Origin of the sequence: Ottowia caeni (assembly GCF_050821495.1) — a bacterium.
GTDB lineage: Bacteria > Pseudomonadota > Gammaproteobacteria > Burkholderiales > Burkholderiaceae_C > Ottowia > Ottowia caeni.
The window spans coordinates 1,222,870-1,241,295 of sequence record NZ_CP151080.1; the positions used below are offsets into that span (position 1 = coordinate 1,222,870).

The 18,426-nt window shown below is 58.4% G+C and carries 22 protein-coding genes and 1 tRNA gene; 14 read left to right on the forward strand and 9 right to left on the reverse strand.

Annotated elements, in window-relative coordinates:
- The first annotated feature begins 8 nt into the window (after positions 1 to 8).
- The 6 genes from AAAK34_RS05915 (at position 9) to AAAK34_RS05940 (ending at position 4,496) form a co-directional block, all read left to right on the forward strand.
- Positions 9 to 776, forward strand: a complete 768-nt coding sequence (locus tag AAAK34_RS05915) for a cytochrome c1 (protein ID WP_231693617.1) — start codon at positions 9 to 11, stop codon at positions 774 to 776.
- 116 nt (positions 777 to 892) lie between these two features.
- The gene (locus AAAK34_RS05920; RefSeq protein ID WP_231693616.1) at positions 893 to 1,504 is read left to right on the forward strand and encodes a glutathione S-transferase N-terminal domain-containing protein; all 612 of its coding nucleotides are present in this window, start codon (positions 893 to 895) and stop codon (positions 1,502 to 1,504) included.
- 35 nt (positions 1,505 to 1,539) lie between these two features.
- Positions 1,540 to 2,064 carry a ClpXP protease specificity-enhancing factor gene (locus tag AAAK34_RS05925; protein WP_231693810.1) on the forward strand — a complete coding sequence of 175 codons (525 nt, stop codon included), beginning with the start codon at positions 1,540 to 1,542 and terminating at the stop codon, positions 2,062 to 2,064.
- 40 nt (positions 2,065 to 2,104) lie between these two features.
- Positions 2,105 to 2,180: transfer RNA gene (locus AAAK34_RS05930), tRNA-Thr, on the forward strand.
- 469 nt (positions 2,181 to 2,649) lie between these two features.
- A complete protein-coding gene (locus tag AAAK34_RS05935; protein WP_231693615.1) occupies positions 2,650 to 3,825 on the forward strand; it encodes an acyl-CoA dehydrogenase family protein in 1,176 nt (391 codons plus the stop codon).
- Positions 3,826 to 3,845: 20 nt separating this feature from the next.
- A complete protein-coding gene (locus tag AAAK34_RS05940) occupies positions 3,846 to 4,496 on the forward strand; it encodes a glutathione S-transferase (RefSeq protein WP_231693614.1) in 651 nt (216 codons plus the stop codon).
- A gap of 101 nt (positions 4,497 to 4,597) precedes the next feature.
- On the opposite strand, the gene AAAK34_RS05945 is transcribed toward AAAK34_RS05940, so the two are convergent.
- Both AAAK34_RS05945 and AAAK34_RS05950 read right to left on the reverse strand, forming a co-directional pair.
- Positions 4,598 to 4,918, reverse strand: a complete 321-nt coding sequence (locus AAAK34_RS05945; protein WP_231693613.1) for a YnfA family protein — start codon at positions 4,916 to 4,918, stop codon at positions 4,598 to 4,600.
- A gap of 48 nt (positions 4,919 to 4,966) precedes the next feature.
- The gene (locus AAAK34_RS05950; protein WP_231693809.1) at positions 4,967 to 6,031 is read right to left on the reverse strand and encodes a metallophosphoesterase; all 1,065 of its coding nucleotides are present in this window, start codon (positions 6,029 to 6,031) and stop codon (positions 4,967 to 4,969) included.
- 190 nt (positions 6,032 to 6,221) lie between these two features.
- Between AAAK34_RS05950 and AAAK34_RS05955 the strand changes: the two genes are divergently transcribed.
- Positions 6,222 to 7,022, forward strand: coding sequence for an EAL domain-containing protein (locus tag AAAK34_RS05955; protein WP_231693612.1), 801 nt, complete (start codon positions 6,222 to 6,224; stop codon positions 7,020 to 7,022).
- A 14-nt stretch (positions 7,023 to 7,036) separates the two neighbouring features.
- Here AAAK34_RS05955 and AAAK34_RS05960 read toward each other — a convergent pair whose 3' ends face one another.
- Positions 7,037 to 7,513, reverse strand: coding sequence for a Fur family transcriptional regulator (locus AAAK34_RS05960; protein ID WP_231693611.1), 477 nt, complete (start codon positions 7,511 to 7,513; stop codon positions 7,037 to 7,039).
- 346 nt (positions 7,514 to 7,859) lie between these two features.
- Between AAAK34_RS05960 and aztA the strand changes: the two genes are divergently transcribed.
- The 3 genes from aztA to AAAK34_RS05975 are packed head-to-tail and all read left to right on the forward strand — an operon-like array spanning position 7,860 to position 10,468.
- Positions 7,860 to 8,633, forward strand: coding sequence for a zinc ABC transporter ATP-binding protein AztA (aztA, locus tag AAAK34_RS05965; protein WP_231693610.1), 774 nt, complete (start codon positions 7,860 to 7,862; stop codon positions 8,631 to 8,633).
- Positions 8,630 to 9,511, forward strand: coding sequence for a metal ABC transporter permease (locus AAAK34_RS05970; protein WP_431777835.1), 882 nt, complete (start codon positions 8,630 to 8,632; stop codon positions 9,509 to 9,511). Before aztA ends, AAAK34_RS05970 begins: the two co-directional genes overlap by 4 nt.
- A gap of 6 nt (positions 9,512 to 9,517) precedes the next feature.
- Positions 9,518 to 10,468, forward strand: a complete 951-nt coding sequence (locus AAAK34_RS05975; protein ID WP_231693609.1) for a metal ABC transporter solute-binding protein, Zn/Mn family — start codon at positions 9,518 to 9,520, stop codon at positions 10,466 to 10,468.
- 248 nt (positions 10,469 to 10,716) lie between these two features.
- Here AAAK34_RS05975 and AAAK34_RS05980 read toward each other — a convergent pair whose 3' ends face one another.
- Together AAAK34_RS05980 and AAAK34_RS05985 are read right to left on the reverse strand one after the other, a co-directional pair.
- On the reverse strand, positions 10,717 to 11,553 hold the full coding sequence (locus AAAK34_RS05980) for an undecaprenyl-diphosphate phosphatase (RefSeq protein ID WP_231693608.1): 837 nt from the start codon (positions 11,551 to 11,553) through the stop codon (positions 10,717 to 10,719).
- Positions 11,554 to 11,556: 3 nt separating this feature from the next.
- On the reverse strand, positions 11,557 to 12,249 hold the full coding sequence (locus AAAK34_RS05985) for a Bax inhibitor-1/YccA family protein (protein ID WP_231693607.1): 693 nt from the start codon (positions 12,247 to 12,249) through the stop codon (positions 11,557 to 11,559).
- Between the two features lie 311 nt (positions 12,250 to 12,560).
- On the opposite strand from AAAK34_RS05985, the gene AAAK34_RS05990 reads away from it, so the two are divergent.
- Positions 12,561 to 12,812 (forward strand): hypothetical protein, encoded by a 252-nt coding sequence (locus AAAK34_RS05990; RefSeq protein ID WP_431777836.1) that lies wholly within the window; start codon positions 12,561 to 12,563, stop codon positions 12,810 to 12,812.
- A gap of 411 nt (positions 12,813 to 13,223) precedes the next feature.
- Positions 13,224 to 13,688, forward strand: coding sequence for an SH3 domain-containing protein (locus AAAK34_RS05995; protein ID WP_231693605.1), 465 nt, complete (start codon positions 13,224 to 13,226; stop codon positions 13,686 to 13,688).
- Between the two features lie 252 nt (positions 13,689 to 13,940).
- On the opposite strand, the gene AAAK34_RS06000 is transcribed toward AAAK34_RS05995, so the two are convergent.
- Both AAAK34_RS06000 and AAAK34_RS06005 read right to left on the reverse strand, forming a co-directional pair.
- Positions 13,941 to 14,240 (reverse strand): hypothetical protein, encoded by a 300-nt coding sequence (locus AAAK34_RS06000; protein WP_231693604.1) that lies wholly within the window; start codon positions 14,238 to 14,240, stop codon positions 13,941 to 13,943.
- A gap of 146 nt (positions 14,241 to 14,386) precedes the next feature.
- Complete coding sequence (locus tag AAAK34_RS06005) at positions 14,387 to 14,722, reverse strand: hypothetical protein (protein ID WP_431777837.1); 336 nt, start codon at positions 14,720 to 14,722, stop codon at positions 14,387 to 14,389.
- A 90-nt stretch (positions 14,723 to 14,812) separates the two neighbouring features.
- Between AAAK34_RS06005 and AAAK34_RS06010 the strand changes: the two genes are divergently transcribed.
- Complete coding sequence (locus AAAK34_RS06010; protein WP_231693602.1) at positions 14,813 to 15,868, forward strand: Fic family protein; 1,056 nt, start codon at positions 14,813 to 14,815, stop codon at positions 15,866 to 15,868.
- 141 nt (positions 15,869 to 16,009) lie between these two features.
- On the opposite strand, the gene AAAK34_RS06015 is transcribed toward AAAK34_RS06010, so the two are convergent.
- Together AAAK34_RS06015 and AAAK34_RS06020 are read right to left on the reverse strand one after the other, a co-directional pair.
- Positions 16,010 to 16,273, reverse strand: coding sequence for a hypothetical protein (locus tag AAAK34_RS06015; RefSeq protein ID WP_431777838.1), 264 nt, complete (start codon positions 16,271 to 16,273; stop codon positions 16,010 to 16,012).
- Positions 16,237 to 16,650 carry a hypothetical protein gene (locus AAAK34_RS06020; protein WP_431777839.1) on the reverse strand — a complete coding sequence of 138 codons (414 nt, stop codon included), beginning with the start codon at positions 16,648 to 16,650 and terminating at the stop codon, positions 16,237 to 16,239. Before AAAK34_RS06020 ends, AAAK34_RS06015 begins: the two co-directional genes overlap by 37 nt.
- Positions 16,651 to 16,741: 91 nt before the next feature.
- Here AAAK34_RS06020 and AAAK34_RS06025 point away from each other — a divergent pair, with 91 nt between their 5' ends.
- The gene (locus AAAK34_RS06025) at positions 16,742 to 18,271 is read left to right on the forward strand and encodes a diguanylate cyclase domain-containing protein (RefSeq protein WP_431777840.1); all 1,530 of its coding nucleotides are present in this window, start codon (positions 16,742 to 16,744) and stop codon (positions 18,269 to 18,271) included.
- Positions 18,272 to 18,426 lie beyond the last annotated feature (155 nt).

Consider the following 18,426-nt stretch of genomic DNA (forward strand, 5'->3'; position numbering starts at 1 on the left):
ACTGCAATATGAAACTCTGCAAGAAACTGGTCTTCGGCCTGCTGTTGGCACTTAACCTCACCGCCGGCGCTTACGCTGCGGTGGTGGGCATTCCATGGGACAAGGCCCCCATCAAAACCAACGATCAAGCCTCGCTGCAAAACGGAGCCAAGCTGTTCGTCAACTATTGCCTGAGCTGTCACTCGGCGTCTTTCATGCGCTACAACAAGCTCGTGGACATTGGTCTCACCGAGCAGCAGATCAAGGATAATTTGCTGTTCACCACCGAAAAGGTGGGTGATACCATGAAGGCGAACATTGATCCGCGCCAGGCCAAGGCCTGGTTCGGTGCCAACCCGCCTGATCTCACGCTCATCACACGCTCACGCGCCGGTGCCGGCGGCTCAGGGGCTGACTACATCTACACCCTGTTCCGCAGCTACTACCGCGACACGAGCAAGCCCACAGGCTGGAACAACCTGGCTTTTCCGAACATCGGCATGCCGCACCCGCTGTGGCAACTGCAGGGCGAGCGGAAACCCATTTTCGAGGCCCGCCAGGAGCACGGTCACGAGGTTCAGGCCTTCACCGGTCGCTGGGAGCAAGTTCAGCCGGGTTCCATGACCCCGCTTCAGTATGATCAGGCTGTCGGCGACCTGGTCAACTTCCTGCAGTGGATGGGCGAGCCAGGACAGAACAAGCGCGTCGCCATTGGCGTGTGGGTGCTGCTGTTCCTGCTGATGTTCACTTTCATTGCCTGGCGTTTGAACGCTGCGTACTGGAAAGACGTCAAGTAAATTTCATATTCAACCGGCCATTTTGGCCGGGCCGACACGGAGTGGGAGTGCGCTGATTCTGGCGACCTTCCCACTCTTTTGGCGTTTGCCGTTTCTAGGTTAAAGGAGCCCCTGCCATGATGGTGCTGTATTCAGGAACCACCTGCCCGTTCTCGCATCGCTGCCGTTTCGTACTGTTCGAAAAGGGAATGGATTTCGAGATCCGTGATGTGGATCTCTACAACAAGCCCGAAGATATCGGCGTGATGAACCCCTACGGCCAGGTTCCGATCCTGGTCGAGCGCGACTTGATCCTTTACGAGTCGAACATCATCAATGAATACATTGATGAGCGATTTCCTCATCCGCAACTGATGCCTGGCGATCCGGTGGATCGCGCGCGCGTGCGCCTGTTCCTGCTCAACTTCGAGAAGGAATTGTTTGTACACGTGAGCACGCTGGAAAACCGCGCAGTCAAGGGTAACGAGAAAGCGCTTGAGAAAGCGCGTTCAAACATTCGCGACCGTCTGACGCAAATGGCTCCGGTGTTCCTAAAGAACAAATACATTCTGGGCGACAATTTTTCCATGCTCGACGTCGCGCTCGCGCCGTTGCTTTGGCGCCTTGATTACTACGGCATCGACCTGTCGAAGAACGCAGCGCCGCTGCTCAAGTATGCAGAGCGCATATTCTCGCGTCCTGCTTACATCGAAGCGCTGACGCCGTCCGAGAAGGTCATGCGCAAGTAATTTGTAGCGGTCAATAGAAAGATCAACTCACGATGATGAGCGCGCTTGAATCGACCTCCACGCGTCCGTACCTGGTGCGGGCGTTGTATGAGTGGTGCACGGACAATGGCTTGACCCCGTATGTTGCCGTACTGGTGGACGAGCGGGTGCAGGTACCTCGTGAGTTCGTGCAAAACGGAGAGATTGTGCTCAACATCAGCTTCGACGCCACGAGCGGCCTGAAGCTGGGCAATGAGTTCATAGAGTTCAAGGCGCGTTTTGGCGGGGTGCCGCGCGACATCCTGGTTCCCATGGATCGCGTCATTGCGATCTATGCGCGGGAGAATGGTCAGGGCATGGCTTTTCCGGTCGCGGCGACTGCTGCACCAGAAGACGAATCGGATCTGCCGGAGGCTCAGGACGCTGGGTCACCGGCGCTCGCGCCCGCGGATGCTCCGGCGCGCGGTATTCAGCTGGTACCTGCGCTCGAGCATGAGGCCGCAGAAAGCACCGATCCAGAGCCCCCAACTCCTCCATCGCCCGGAAAACGCAAGCCGCCCGCACTTAAGCGCATCAAGTAGCCGTGAAGTGCCCCTAAGTTCGAGTTAGAATACTCGCTTCGCCGCTTTAGCTCAGTTGGTAGAGCACCCGCCTTGTAAGCGGTAGGTCGTCAGTTCGAATCCGACAAGCGGCACCAAAAAATTAGTCTCAGAGCATCTCAGAGAACTCAAAAGACCCGCATGCCTTGCAAGGCATAGCGGGTTTTTTGTTGTCGGCGAATCTACCTGTGTGGCTCGTGCAATCCTGCACTCATGAGAAACAAAACTTTGAAAGCCCAAAACGGCCTCCATCGCCCCTGCATTTGTAGGAGCGGCTTCAGCCGCGAAGGGTCACCGTCATCAATGGCGTCTTGTGCTCCGCAGTAAGCCCATCGCGGCTGAAGCCGCTCCTACAAGCAAACCCTCGTTGTTACTCCCCGGAACGCCGGGCAGCCCCAAGGGGCCAGGGAAGCTCATGGCTTGGAGTGGTAAGTACGCCGGTTTGAACCGTGTCTTGTCAGCAAGGCGACATGGGCTGACACACCTCCATGCGACGATGGAGGCATTCAAGGCGCCTAACGTGCCTGAACTCAACGCAAACAGCCAGTCCAACAGCGGAGCACTTTCATGGATTTTTCCCTGCCCCCGGAGATCCTCGCCTTGCGCGATCAAACCCGGCAATTCATCGCGGAACAAGTCATTCCGCTGGAGACGGATCCTCGCCAATCTTCTCACGGTCCCAGCGAAGAGCTTCGCCGCGAACTTGTGGCGCGGGCTCGTGCAGCGGGCTTGCTGACGCCCCACGCTTCCAAGGAAATGGGTGGACTCGGGCTCAGCCATGTGGCCAAGGCCGTTGTATTTGAAGAAGCTGGCTATTCCTGCCTTGGGCCCACGGCGCTCAACATCCATGCGCCTGATGAAGGTAACATTCACCTCATGGAAGAGGTGGCCACGCATGAGCAGAAGGAGCGCTGGCTGCGTCGGCAAGTGGCTGGCGAAACACGCTCATGCTTCGCCATGACCGAGCCAGCCCCCGGCGCCGGCGCGGACCCTTCGATGCTTGCGACCACGGCTGTTCGTGATGGCGATCATTACGTGATCAACGGCACCAAGTGGCTTATCACCGGGGCCGATGGTGCAGACTACGTCATCATCATGGCGCGCATGGAAGATGGTTTTGCAACCATGTTCCTCTCCGACATGGATCGCCCCGGCATCGTGCTGGATCGCAACATGGATGCCATGGACGCTTGCTTCACCGGGGGCCACGGTGTAGTACGGTTCGAGAATCTCCGCGTGCCCGCCACGGATGTTCTCGGCGAGATTGGCAAAGGTTTCCGTTATGCGCAGGTGCGACTCGCGCCCGCCCGGCTCACGCATTGCATGCGCTGGCTGGGGCAGGCCCGGCGCGCACATGACATTGCGCTGAACTATGTGAGCAAGCGTCAGGCATTCGGCAAACCCTTGGCAGAACACGAGGGCGTCGGGTTCATGTTGGCCGATAACGACATCGACTTGCAGACAGCTCGCCTACACATCTGGCACACCGCATGGCTGCTGGACAAGGGTGAAAAAGGCAACTATGAATCAAGCCGCGCAAAGGTGGTGTGCTCGGAAGCTGAATGGCGCGTGGTCGACCGCTGCGTTCAGATGCTGGGCGGCCAGGGCGTGACGGCTGAAACTCCGGTGATGCGGATCTTCACCGATATGCGAGCCTTCAGGGTCTACGACGGCCCCAGCGAGGTCCACCGCTGGAGTATGGCGCGCAAGCTCGTGCATGCAGCGTCTAAAACCGTATCCTGATCACTTCTGAGAAACCACCTATGTTCAAACTCTGCGGCTTCGCGGCCAGTAACTATTACAACAAAGTCAAGCTGGCATTACTTGAAAAGGACGTTCCCTTCGAGGAGGTGCTGACTTGGCTCGGTGAAACTGATCGGGCAGCTAGTCCCCTCGGGAAGGTTCCCTACGCCATCACAGAGGAAGGGCCTCTGAGCGAATCCACCGTCATCCTGGAATACATAGAGGCTCGTTACCCGGAAAAGCCCCTTCTGCCTGCCAGTCCGTATGAAGCGGCTAAGGTGCGCGAGGTGCTGCGCTATCTTGAGATCCACCTCGAACTAGTCGCGCGCAACCTCTACGCCGAGGCCTTCTTTGGCGGAAAGGTAAGCGAGAACCTGAAGGAAAAACTGCGCCCCCAACTGGAAAAGAACGTAGAGGCCTTTGCCAGGCTGGCCAGTTTTTCGCCGTTCATCGCGGGCGATCGGTTCACTTTGGCCGACTGCGCCGCGGTCGTTCACCTGCCTCTAGTCAGCAGCGCGACGAAGATCATCTACGGCCAAGATATGCTGGCCGGCCTGCCCGTGAAAGACTACCTTAAGCGGCTGAGCGAGCGACCCACGGTGCAGCGAGTCAGTGCCGATCGGAAAGCGAATGCTGAAGTGATGATGGCGCGCGCAAAGAAAGCGCCGTAAGAAAACTCGCTAAGCGTTCTGCTGGGTGCGCGGGCACTTGGGTTGATAGCTTGGGCTTACGAAGAAAGCCCAACATGACTTCTGCCCGCCAACACCTCACATCACGGCGCAGGCTGAAACATGATGATGCTCATGCCAAGCAATGCCACGGCCACGCCGGCCAGGTCCCAAGAGGTGGGACGGATTTGGTCGACAGCCCAAAGCCAGCCGAGTGCCACACACACGTAGACGCCGCCGTAGGCTGCATAGACACGCCCCGCAGCGGCTTCGTGCAATGTCAGCAACCACGCAAACAGCGCCAAACTCAGCAAGCCAGGTATCAGCAACCATGCCGACTTGCCTTGCTTGAGCCAAAGGTAGGGCAAGTAGCACCCCACAATCTCGGCAAGTGCTGTCGCTACGAATAGCAAAAGGGTTTTCATAGCGGGATTGTGCCCCGCTCATCGTCGCTGATGCCCTCGCGCCCCACGTTATCTACCAAATCCCTCGGTGGCCTGCGTATGGCCGTCATCAAACTGCAAAATTTTCTCGGGCCAACGCAGCGCAGCGAGCTTGAAATTGTTCCCCACTGCCGCGCCGGACTTGCGCTCCTGCCAGCGGCCGCCTGCGGAAAAATCAACGCAAAAAACGTTGCCTTTCGCACCGTGCCAGGCAAACGGATGCGTGTTTTCAAAGAGATCCTGATCCCCCTTGCCGATCGCACTTCGGTCGATGTTGCGCACGCGCCTCCAGTAGTGGCCGACGACGACAGGCACCTCGTCCTGGTAAGCATCCCACCAGGGCATGCGTTCCACGAAGCGCCATTTTCCGCCGGCAAAGAAAGGGGTGGAGCCCTTTCGCTCCACGCCCGATGTGAGCACCTTGAGCGGGTTGATCATTTGCTTGTTGAACTCAAACTCGGCATGCGCATGCATGAATGGTGGCTGATGCAGGGTGTTTTCCAGGCCATGCTCCCAATGCTCCAACTCCTTGACCATCAGTGCTTCAAGCGCCGACTCCCGGGCCTGCTGTTCTCCCATTTCTTCCCATTTGTCGTACTCGTCGCGAACAGAGCCCAATGGAAGTCGTCTGGCGGCTTCGATCTGAGGCTCTTGCCAGGCGGCATGGATTACGCGCAAATCAGGTCGTTCCAGTGCTATGGGAAGGTTAGACAAGAACGCCACAATGTCGCGTCGCTCTTGAGATGTGGGCCTATGAAATGGTGCGTACTTGTCTTGGTCCCGCACCATGCGAGCGTCGAAGAACCAGCCCGATCCGTCTTTGGCATCTTCGCGCAAGAGGTTGATTTCATGATTGCCCAGTACGGCGGCCGCCCGACCGGATTGCACCAGTTCCTGCGCCAATGCCAGCACCGCGGGGCTGTTGGGCCCGCGGTCGCAGAAGTCGCCCACGAACACCAAGGTGCGGTGGTGAGGGTGATGGCCCTGCTGGTCATAGCCGAGATGGGCCAGCAGTTGCAGCAACGCATCGAATTCGCCATGGATGTCGCCCACGATGTCGAGTGGGCCGGAGGGAAGTGACTGAATCAGGCTCATGGTTATTCTTGGTCGTAGGACGGCTTTTTTGTTCTGAGAATGCACTTTAGCGATATTGCAAAAAAACCGCTTTGAGCTGGTTAGCTTTCTAGCATGAGGCCTCACCCCGCTGCTCTTTTGAGTTTTGAGGCACATCTTCCGAGATGGTGGCAGGGGTCATTAAAGAGTTCAATGACTCTATACTGCCGTCATGCGAACGAGGCCCTCTGTATTCCCTATTGATTTCATCCCGCTGGCGGGAACCCCGCAGGATTGCGAAGACTGTGCACGCGGCGCCAAGCTTGATTTCCAGTTTGATTATGCGTACCAGCCGATCGTCGATGTTTCACGCCGAATCATCGTTGCGCATGAAGCCTTGGTCAGAGGGCCTCAAGGCGAAGCGGCCAGCACAGTTCTCAATCAAGTCAATGATCAGAATCGATACCGCTTTGATCAGGCTTGTCGGGTCAAAGCGATCAAAGGTGCTGCTCGGCTGGGATTCAAGGAATCGGTCTCCATCAATTTCTTGCCCAACGCGATTTATAAACCAGAAATTTGCATTCGCACCACACTGGAGGCCGCACGCACTCACGGATTCCCACTCGACAAGATCATTTTTGAGGTGACGGAAGGCGAGCGCATTGAAGACGGCCCATGGTTCGCAGAGATTCTGCGCGAGTACAAACGATGCGGGTTCAAGACCGCCATTGATGATTTTGGCGCGGGGTACGCGGGGCTGAAGCTGCTGTCGGACTTTCAGCCGGACATTATCAAGATCGACATGGATCTGATCCGGCACGTAGACCGCAAGCGTGCCCGTCAGGCCATCGTGCGGAGTCTGGTCGATCTGTGCAGAGAGATGAGTATTGAGGTTGTCGCCGAGGGCGTTGAGACCCCTGAGGAGCGCGATTTCCTTCGCGATGCCGGAGTAGACCTCATGCAAGGCTACTTGTTTGCCAAACCCGCCTTTATGTCGGTGGCGCCAATTCCCGAGTCTGCCTTTGGCTGGTAGCAGGACACTGCTCCCTAATTTTGCACGCTTGTGTCGATGCAGCCGGCGCACGTGCCGTGAATGGATAGATCCACTCGCTGTCCCAAGTGCCCCAGGCTGGAGAGCGCGTTAAGTATCTGGTCGGCGGCGGCCTTGGTAGGCTCGCTCGCCTGAGGCAATTGAAAGTGCCTATGGCAGGCATCGCATTCAAATCTGGCCTGAGCCAGCTCCGACTCAAGCGTGCGCAAACCGAAGCGCCAAGTGCGGTCCGCATGGTCCGCGTGCTTCTCAAGCACTTCCGCCGACACCAGCCGTTCCAGCAACCGGTAGATGGTGACGCGGTTGGCCTCTACGCCTCGCGCTGTGAGCGCGCATTCAACCTCGTGGTGCGTCCAGGAGCGGGAGGGATCCGCCAGCAGGATGTCCAGCACAGCAGTTGCGGCCCGCGTTCGGCGCAGGCCCGCGCGCTCCAGCGCGTCAGCGGGTGTGGGTTCGTGTGCGGAGGCCGACATGCAAAACTCCTGGACGAGGTTAAAGAAAAATTCTAGAGCCTGTTCAAAGTCTCTGCGCAAGGAGACTTTGAACAGGTTCTAAGCGCCGAGCGGTTCCTCTGAGATCTGTCTATCACTTCAGAACCAAACGCAACTCAGTTGCGATATGATCGGAAAGATGCAACTCGGTTGCAATTATCTCCCCATCATGCAGTCTACGCATCGTCACGGTTATTTTTCTTCACACATGGCACCTCGTCAGGTCAGCATGCTGCTGCGTTCAGCGTGGGTTCGCGTGGCGGGCGTCTTGCTGCTCAGCGGGTTGATGTGGGCTGTACTGGCGTGGGTCATGGGAGAAGATTGAACCATGCTGTCCTCGCCCTTGGTCATTGAGAACCTCACGCTCGGGTACGAGCGGCATCCCGCTGTGCACCACCTGAGCGTGCACATAGCGCCAGGTTCGCTGGTCGCTGTCACGGGTCCCAACGGGGCCGGCAAAAGCACGTTGCTCAAATGTCTCGCCGGCCTCATGAAGCCGATGGAGGGGCGCATTGAGTGCCCGGTCCAGCAGGCCGTGGCCTACATGCCGCAAACCTCGCAGATTGACCGCAGCTTCCCAATCAACGTATTCGACATGGTCGCCATGGGGTTGTGGAGAGAAATCGGCGCACTGGGGCGCCTGAGCGCAGGCCAGCGTCAGCGTTGCCAGGAGGCGCTCGCCACCGTGGGCCTGGCTGAGTTCGGCCATCGGACGCTAGACACCTTGTCCGGCGGGCAGCTCCAGCGCGCATTGTTCGCACGCCTGATGTTGCAGGACGCATCGCTGCTCCTGCTCGATGAGCCTTTCGCGGCAGTAGACGAGCGCACTACCGGCGAGCTGGTCGATGTAATGCATCGGTGGCGACGAGAAGGTCGTACCGTGATCGCGGTGTTGCACGACTTGGATCTGGTGCGTAGGCATTTCGAGCAGGTGTTGCTGCTGGCTCGCGAACTCGTCGCTTGGGGCCGACCCGATCAGGTACTGGTGCCAGACCAACTAGCGCGTGCCCGTAACATGCACGAAGCCTTTGACGACAACGCGCCGTTGTGCGAGCCCTCGCCGGCTCGCCATGGCATGTCAGAAGGCGCTTTGAAGCTATGACGTCGTTCATGGACTGGTTGTGGCAGGGGTTGTTCAGCCCTTGGGTCGAATTTGGGTTCATGCGGCGTGCATGGGCAGGGTGTCTGGCGCTTTCGTTGAGCGCCGCGCCCATGGGTGTATTCCTGATGCTGCGCCGCATGAGTCTGATGGGCGATGCAGTAGCCCACGGCATCCTGCCAGGAGCAGCCCTGGGTTATCTCTTCGCTGGCCTTTCGCTGGGCTGGATGACGGTGGGTGGTATCGCGGCCGGCATGTTGGTGGCGGTGGCCTCCGGTTGGGTCGCGCGCTCAACCGTGCTGAAGGAAGACTCAAGCTTGGCCACTTTCTACTTGATGTCGCTCGCATTAGGTGTGCTGATCGTCTCGACCCGTGGCAACAATGTGGACCTGCTGCACGTCCTGTTCGGCACGGTGCTGTCGCTCAACGATGAAGCCCTGTTGCTGCTGGGGGGCTTGTCGACTTTGACGATGGCCGGGCTGGCGCTGCTATATCGGCCACTCGTCATGGAGTGTCTCGATCCCTCATTCCTGCGGCAGGTAAGTCGCTGGAGCCCGGTCGCGCACTATGGTTTTCTGGCGCTGCTGGTGGTCAATTTGGTCGCTGGCTTTCATGCACTGGGCACCCTGATGTCTGTCGGCATGCTGGTGTTGCCTGCGGCAGCGGCGCGCTTCTGGGCAAGGCAGGTCGGCGCCATGCTCTGGCTGGCCGTAGCCTTTGCGCTGCTGGGATGCACATCCGGCTTGCTGATCTCCTTTCACGCCGACTGGCCCAGCGGGCCGAGCATCGTGTTGTGTTTGGGAGGCATCTATCTTTCTTCTATCGCGCTGGGGCGCCAGGGTTTGATTCAGTACCGCCCCCATTCACATCTCAAAGGTTGACACCACATGAGCATCATCTTATTGCCCTCACGTGCACGCAAAGTACTGAGCCTACTGCTGGTTTCTCTGGGGTTGGTGGCAGCCTTTCCAGCACATGCTGCAGGCGAGGTTAAGGCCGTGGCCACCTTCAGCATTCTGGGCGACCTGGTGCGCCAGGTTGGAGGAGACCGTGTGGAGCTGACTGTGCTCGTGGGACCTGGGGCAGACACCCACGTGTTCCAGCCCAGTCCCAGTCAGGCGCGCACAGTGCGGCAAGCTCAGGTGCTGTTTTCCAATGGGTTGGGTTACGAAACCTGGTTGCGCCGCCTGATGCAGGCATCGCAGTTCAAGGGGCGCGATGTGGTCGTCAGTCGTGGCGCCAAGGTCATCCAGAGTACAGAGCACCACGGGCATAGCCATGGTCACGGACATGCCCACGACGAAGCTGATCCACACGCCTGGCAAGACGTGGCCAATGTGAAGCGATACGTCGCCAACATAGCTGATGCGCTCTGCGAAGCGGACTCAGACGGATGCGCTGCTTACCAGCGCAACGCCAAAGCGTACCAGGCCGAGTTAGACCTTCTGGATACTGAAATCCGCGATGCTTGGCGGTCAGTCCCCGTGGATCAGCGCCAAGTCATCACATCGCACGATGCCTTTGCCTACTACGGTCAAGCCTATCAGGTCAGGTTTCTTGCGGCACAAGGCGCAAACACTGGGGCAGAGGCCTCTGTCAAGGGCGTTGCACGTCTGGTGCGCCAGATCAAGGCAGAGAAAATCAAGGCCTTGTTCATTGAGAGTATTTCCGACCCCAGGCTCATCGACCAGATCGGACGGGAAACCGGTGTCAAGCCTGCAGGAGCCTTGTACTCGGACTCACTCACTGACAGCAAAGGGCCGGCCCCCAGTTACCTGGCTCTGATGCGGCAGAACACGAAGGCCTTGGTGCGTGCGGTACAGGGGCGCCATGATTGAACCGGCTATTTTTTAGTATCGATAAGGGTGGCGCTGGCATCTTCTGCCGATTCCCGTGAAAGCGGGTTCAACGGTTCGTGGCATTGATCCTTCGGCACCCGATCAGAGACTTCTCTTCGTCTTTCTCATCCGTCATTCCCGGATCGCTGGCCGCCGCGCAGGCGGGAGTCCAGGGAGCGTTGCATAGGTGGCGCTGAACTCACTTTTGCGAGAACGGCGACCAAAGGCAAGGAGCAATGATTTCTTTTTTAGGGCTGAAGAACGCCGAACCCCAGCAGGCCAAAAACCAATGCACCCAGCACAATGCGGTAAATCACAAACGGCATATAGCCGCGTGTAGAAACTAGTTTGAGAAACCACACAATCACGGCGTAGCCGACAAAGAAGGCAATCACGGTGGCTAGCGCGGTTGGGCCAGCGGCCACGGCCTGTGGCGCACCCCAACTGCGGTACAACTGGTAGAAGCCAGAGGCCAGCACCGAGGGAATAGCCAGCAGAAATGAATACCGCGCGGCAGCCTCACGGGTGAAGCCCATTAGCAGCCCCGCTGTAATGGTGCCTCCTGATCGAGACACACCCGGAATCAAGGCCATGGCTTGCGCAAAACCAAAGAGCAAACCCTGTCGCCAGGTCAACTGGCTTAGCTGCCTCGCGTGCGCGCCGCGCCGGTCTGCCCAGGCCAGAAGCAGAGCGAAGCCTATCAGCATGCTGGCCGTAAGGTAAAGATTGCGCAGCGAGCCTTCAATGAGGTCTTTGAAGGCCAGCCCGAGCAAGCCGATGGGCAACGTGCCGATCAAAATCAGCCAACCCATGCGCGCGTCCGGTGTCCATGGGCCGCGCAGGTGCTTCAGTGAATTCAGCCATGCCAGTGCGATGCGGACAAGGTCATGCCGAAAATAAAGCAGTACGGCCAATTCGGTACCGATCTGCGTAATCGCGGTAAAAGCCGCGCCGGGGTCGCCGCCAGAGGGCAGAAGAGGGCCCACGATCCGGAGATGGGCACTGGAGGAGACCGGGAGAAACTCCGTCAGCCCCTGCAGTAACCCAAGAACGGCGGCTTCTCCCCAACCCAAGGCAGATGGCATCCGTTATTCGTCTCGGCCGCCCGTGATGCCGAGCAAGGCCAGCAGCGACTGGAACACGTTGTACAGGCTCAGGTAAACGCCCAGGGTGGCGCTGATGTAGTTGGTTTCTTCGCCGTCTTGCACGCGCTTGAGGTCGTACAGGATGAAGGCAGAAAAAATGCCAATGGCCAGAACCGACAGCGTGATCATCAGGGCGCTTGACTTGATGAACATATTCGCGACACCAGCCACCAGCAGCATGATGGCGCCAATGAACAGGAACTTGCCCATGCTGCTCAGGTCACGCTTGATGACTGAAGACAAAGTGGCCATACCCAGGAAAATCGCACCCGTGCCGGCAAATGCCGTCATGATCAGGCTGGCTCCGTTGGCAAGCCCCAGCACCTGACCGACCAGGCGCGACAGCATCAAACCCATGAAAAAGGTGAATGCCAGCAAGACGGGCACGCCTGCTGCCGAGTTCTTGGTTTTTTCAATGGCGAACATGAAGCCAAATGCGCCACCCAGGAACACGATCATGCCCATGAACCCAGTCAGCCCGGCGGTAATGCCTGTTGTGACTCCGATCCAGGCACCGAGAACTGTAGGCACCATGGACAAGGCCAGCAGTGCGTAGGTGTTGCGCAGAACGCGGTTGCGTTCGACGGCGCTGAGTTGGCCGGCTGTGCGGCCAAAGCTATGTATGGAAGTGTTCATATTTGGGTTAAAGGCAATAGATCGGGGGAAGGCGCGTGTTGCGCCCGGCAAATGAGTGCAAACATGGACTGTGGCACGCAGGTTGCTGCGGCGAAACCCATGGGGGCTGAATCGGACTAAATTCAAGCTCTAGGCGGCCGCCGCAACCCGTCAAGCGTCGGATTCATGTCCGCCCGCAGGGGGCGTGCGGCAGGTGAAGGAGCACTGTGCTCCGTTGCAAGTGAGTTCGCCGTGAACAGCATTTGTTCGGGCAGTTCTATTTGATAGTCAGCCAAACCCTGATCATGCTCCTGACGAGGCAAGCCAGCTTCATGATTCGAGTGATCGAAGCTTTCGACTATGCTGGACTGACCATGATCGAATTTGACCAAAGGCGAAGTGGACGAACCGGCCTGGATCTGGTCGAGCGCGAACGGACTTACGCTGAGGATGAAGAGCAGGGAAAAATCGCAATCAACCAACGACGCATGGTGGAAGTATTGTACGGCCCTAAGAGCCTGTCGGATTTGGAAATCGCCGGCTGCAAATGGGCCGCAGCGGTCCACTTTTCACAGTCTTCTTGACCCATAGCTGGGCTATGGGCCTGCGAATCCTGCAAAAACTGTCCTTGCCGGGTCCCATTTTCGCTTTCGGCGCTCCAAGTCCGACAGGCTCTAGATTGAAGTTTCAGCCGAGGCATGTTCGCCCATGCAGATGGCGAGTCCTTAGATTCCCCGAAGTAAAGATCAATGAACAGGCGCGCGGAGTTGGCAGGAAACCCGTCATTCAGCGGGATGATCAATTTGTCGGGTTTGTTCGGTTAATTCTGTGCAAACCTCGCCTCCGATACGGGGCTGTTACGGGAATGTCTGGGTGAAGTGGCGTGATGATCGCGGAAAGCTGCACCCACGGGAACCTTAGCCCCCCCATTGATTCACACTTTTGCAGTGTCAGATTCATTCACTGCGTCACAACTTCGAAAGGATTCCTGCCGCATGCCTTCCAAACACATCTTGCTCACCTTACGTCACATTGCACTGGGTCTTTCTATGATGGCGGCTATGACAAGCATGGCTGCCGCGCAGCAGATGGTTAGCGTGAAAGGCAGCGTGGTCAACATGCGTGATGGTCCTGGCACTCATACCGAGTCGTTGTGGAAGTTGAAACGCGGATATCCACTGAAGGTGTTGGAGCGGCGCGGTCAGTGGCTCAAGGTGCAGGACTTCGAGAATGATCGGGGGTGGGTGGCAACGTCACTAACTGGCCGCCAACCGCATCACATTGTCAAGGTGCCTGTGGCGAATATCCGTAGCGGTCCAAGTCCTCGGAATCGAATAGTCGGTAAAGCCGCTTACGGTGATTTGCTCAAGACTCAGGAAAAGCGTGCAGGCTGGGTCAAGGTGAAAAAGGAGGAAGGAACGTCGGGCTGGGTTGCACGGCGACTTCTGTGGGGGTGGTAAGCGTCGACTATTGAGCCGGTCTTTGCTGCGAGTCACTTTAAACAGGCATTCATTAAAAGCCTTTAACCAAGGCCCGCAACTGCGCTGAAGAGGGTGTCGCAAAACTACTCCTTCCCCCACTGGGGGAAGGTTGGGATGGGGGCACGCACGGCACCAAAACAAGGCAGTGACTACGAAATGCTCCGAGAGCCCCCACCCTGACCTCCCCTCAGCCGGGCGCCCCCAGCGGGGAGGGGCCATTCAGGGAATCGTTCAGAGAAGCACTTTTGCGACACCCTCTGAAGGCGGCCCATAGCTCACCAAGCGAACATCCAGATCGTGGCTATGGGTCTTGTCCAGCGCCCGTTGGATCGCGGTGTAGATCCAATCGGAGGCGTTGCCGAACGCACCGCCGCCGAGCAGGGTCAGCAGCACAATGTTCGAACCGCCTTGCCGGCTGTTCAGCACGCCGGCTAGTAACGTGGCCTCATAGGCTGCATCAAGCACCACTTGCGCAAAATCCTGCCAGTAGGGCGGCGGCACCGCCCATAAGCCACGGGAAGCGCCGAGCAAAAGACTTGGCTCACCACTGGCCCCGGTGAGTTTGGCCCATCGGTCACCTCAACACCCCGGTGCACACCGATGCGCAACCGGCTGCCCAATTCATCAGCCCCGGATTCGCCGATCTCGCGAAGGTAAGCTGAATTCATCTCCAGCCCTTACTTGCTGGCCAGCGCATAGCCGTTCTGCATGCTCCACAGATCGGAAACGGGCCGCCCCAGCGCACGACTCAATTCGGCGCCGATATCTGCCAACCCATCGAGTTGGCGCAACGCCGTTTGGCCTATCTGGTCTCCGACGGGAACGAAGTAGTTGCGGTAGGTAGTCGCCGCCCCCGCGGCCATGGCGCATGCCGGGCCTTGCGTGCGATCGCACGCATAACGGGTCACACCTTCTTCAGGAGTCACGGTGGGGCTGATCATCTCCAGCGCGTTGAACTGGCTGGCCACCTGAAACAGCGCGCCCTCGTACTCGGGCAAGCCGAGCGCTCCCAATAGGGTAATTATTTATTTATAGGGGTAATGACGTGGTGTTTTACCCCAATTAAGGGTACGATTACCCCATTTACGGCTCCCGAGATCCTCATGCATTCACTCTTGCCCGACTACCTCGCCAAGCTGCGCTTCGATGCCCAGCAACTGGCGGTTCTGCGTGCTCTGGGCGAGTATCGGGGTAAGCAGAAGTTGTACGTGGCGCAGTCGCCTGAGGTGTTGAGCGACTTGCGGCAGGTGGCCGTGGTGGAGTCCACCGAGTCATCAAACCGTCTGGAGGGCGTGGTGGTCGCGGCGCACCGCCTGAAGTCGTTGGTGCTCAAAAACGCCAAACCTCAAAGCCGCTCCGAGCAAGAGGTGGCGGGCTATCGCGACGCGCTGGCATTGATCCACGAAAGCGGCGAACAGATGCCGTTTTCAGACGGCACAGTCCAGCAGCTTCATGGCATTCTGTATCGCTACATGCCACAGCCGGGCGGACGCTGGAAAGCCACCAACAACGACATCGTCGAGCGCCACCCCGACGGCAGCTCCCGCATTCGCTTCCGGCCCGTGGCGGCGCATCTCACGCCTATGGCGATGACCGACATGATCGCGCGCTACCGTACTGCACTGGATCAACATCTGGCAGACCCGCTGGTACTGGTGCCTCTGGTTATCCTCGATTTCCTCTGCATCCACCCCTTCCCGGATGGCAACGGCCGCATGGCACGTTTGCTGACTCTGCAATTGCTCTATCACTTCGACTACGCGGTAGGCCGCTTCATCAGTCTGGAGCGCATTTTCGAAGAATCGAAAGAAACCTACTACGAAACGCTGGAGGCTAGCTCGCAAGGTTGGCATGAAGGTGCGCACAATATTGCCCCGTGGCTCGACTACTTTTGGGGGGCACTGCTTCGGGCCTACAAGGAATTCGAAGAACGTGTCGGCACTATTGAACGTGGGCGCGGTGCCAAGGGCGACCGTGTGCGCGCCGAAATCCTCAAGAGAAACCTGCCGTTCTCGATATCCGAAATCGAAGAAGCTTGCCCCGGCATCAGCCGCGACATGGTCCGCGTCGTCTTGCGTGCCATGAAAGCTGAAGGGCTGATCATGCCAACGGGCAAAGGTCGCGCAGCCAAGTGGGGGCAAACAGGGGCGATGCCATGAAGATCCTATCGGACAAAGTGCCCTTAATCGGCGGTAGCTGGGCGATAGGAGTTGGGCGATACGTCGGCGTCGGGACGCCGTACGGCACTTCGCGCTCAAGGTCCAAGCAGGCCCGGCTACAGCGGCTTCAGGGCAACACAATCAATCTAACTTTGCAGGCTCCACCCGGCCTTTGGTGAAAGCCCGCAACTGCGCCGAGGGCGGCCCATAGCTCACCAAGCGAACATCCAGATCGTGGCTATGGGTCTTGTCCAGCGCCCGTTGGATCGCGGTGTATATCCAATCGGAGGCGTTGCCGAACGCACCGCCGCCGAGCAGGGTCAGCAGCACAATGTTCGAACCGCCTTGCCGGCTGTTCAGCACGCCGGCTAGTAACGTGGCCTCATAGGCTGCATCAAGCACCACTTGCGCAAAATCCTGCCAGTAGGGCGGCGGCACCGCCCATAAGCCACGGGAAGCGCCGAGCAAAAGACTTGGCCCACCACTGGCCCCGGTGAGTTTGGCCCATCGGTCACCTCAACACCCCGGTGCACACCGATGCGCAACCGGCTGCCCAATTCATCAGCCCCGGATTCGCCGATCTCGCGAAGGTAAGCTGAAATCATCTCCAGCCCTGACTTGCTGGCCAGCGCATAGCCGTTCTGCATGCTCCACAGATCGGAAACGGGCCGCCCCAGCGCACGACTCAATTTGGCGCCGATGTCTGCCAACCCATCGAGCTGGCGCAACGCCGTTTGGCCTATCTGGTCTCCGACGGGAACGAAGTAGTCACTAACCCTCATACTCTGGGGCTTCTGATACTGCAGTTTAATGGGCTTTGATAAGGTAGCAACGCTCAGAGATGAATATTCATCTTCCCTCGTTTTTTTGTTCATGGTCTACGCCAACGCGATGCTGGCCGGGAGCTTCATCGTGGCTGCCATTGGCGCGCAAAAAGACCTGCGGTTGTGGGCGGCGGCGCTCGTTCTTCATTTGGTGGGCTACCTGGCTTTGGCGTTGAGGCCCCATTTGCCCGAACTGGCCTACGTGTTGATTGCCAACTTGGCCTTTGGCGGGCTGCTCAGTTTGTTTCTGGTGGGCGTCAACCGGCTGCGGGGGCGGCTCAGTGGTGTGCAATGGACAGTCTGGCCTGTCGTCGCCATGGGTGTACTTGCCATCATCGTGACGGATTACGGACTTCGGACCAAACTTATCTCCGCGATCATGTTGTTGCAGGCGGGGTTGCTCTTGCGCACCACAGTGGGCTATCGCCGGGAGAATGTTGGTCGGCGGGGCGCCGAACTACTGATCGCGGGCGCCTTGATCTGGTCGGCAGCGCTGGTGGTGCGCATATCGGCAGAATTGTTCGGATGGGACAACAGCGAGTCTGTCAGTGACTCCACATGGAGCCAGCTGATCTTGTATCTGGCGTCGTTGTCCGCCACAATTTTGATTGCAATCAGCGTGCCCATGATGTTGCGCGAGCGCAGCGAAGCGGCGTTACAGGCCAGTGAGCGGCACTATCGGCGGTTGATCGAGAGTTCAAATGAAGGGGTTGTGATCATTTCGGACTTGATGATCCGATACGCTAACCCGGCCGCCTGTGGTCTCTTGGGTGCCCCGGCCGACGCGCTGATCGATCGCCCTTACTTGGATTATTTGCATCCCGATGACCGCGAGCTGTCTCTGCGGGTGCATCAACTTCGGCTCAAAGGTCAGGGCGATCACCAGAGCTACGAAGTCCGTCTGCGACGCAGAGATGGTGTGGAGCGCTGGGTTCGCATGAACGGTGTTCGTTACGACTGGGGTGGTCGACCAGCGACCTTGGCCTTCATGTCAGACATTACCCAACAGCATCAGGAGCACGAAAAAGACCGTGAACTGGCCTTCGTTGACCCTTTGACCGGCTTGGACAACAGGCGTCGGTTGTTGATGCGTATGCATGATGCCCTGGAACAGGCCAGAGCCGACAATCATTTGGTGGGCGTGGTGTTTCTTGATCTCGATAATTTCAAGCCCCTCAACGACAAGCACGGCCACGCAGCGGGAGATGATCTCCTGATCCAAGTAGGGCAACGGCTGCGCCAGCGCGTCCGTAGCACCGATGCCGTGGCTCGCCTTGGGGGCGATGAGTTCGTGGTTTTGCTGCCGGGCTTGGGGCCAGACATGGAAGCCGCGTGGTCAAAAGCGCGCCCACTGGCTGAGGGTATTCGGGAGGCGCTGGGCAAACCCTATCAGGTCGTTCCCGTCGCCATGCGCGATGAGTCCCCCCACCTTGAGCGCGTTATCACCCATCGCTGCTCCGCAAGCATTGGCCTGGTGCTTTCTCACCCGGGTGAAATCGACGCTCAGGGCCTGCTCGACCGTGCAGACCAAGCCATGTATCGAGCCAAAGAGGCGGGGCGCAATCGGGTTTCCAACTGATGGCCACGTGACGTGTACATGCAGACGCCACCATTTAGTGCAGGCAGTTGGTCTGCTCGGCGATGCGTGACGTAGGCCATCAACTTGACGGGGTGCAGCGCGGCTTGGCGCCTGTTTCCTGCCTTCAAGTGCACGGCCAAAGTTTCACGGGTTGT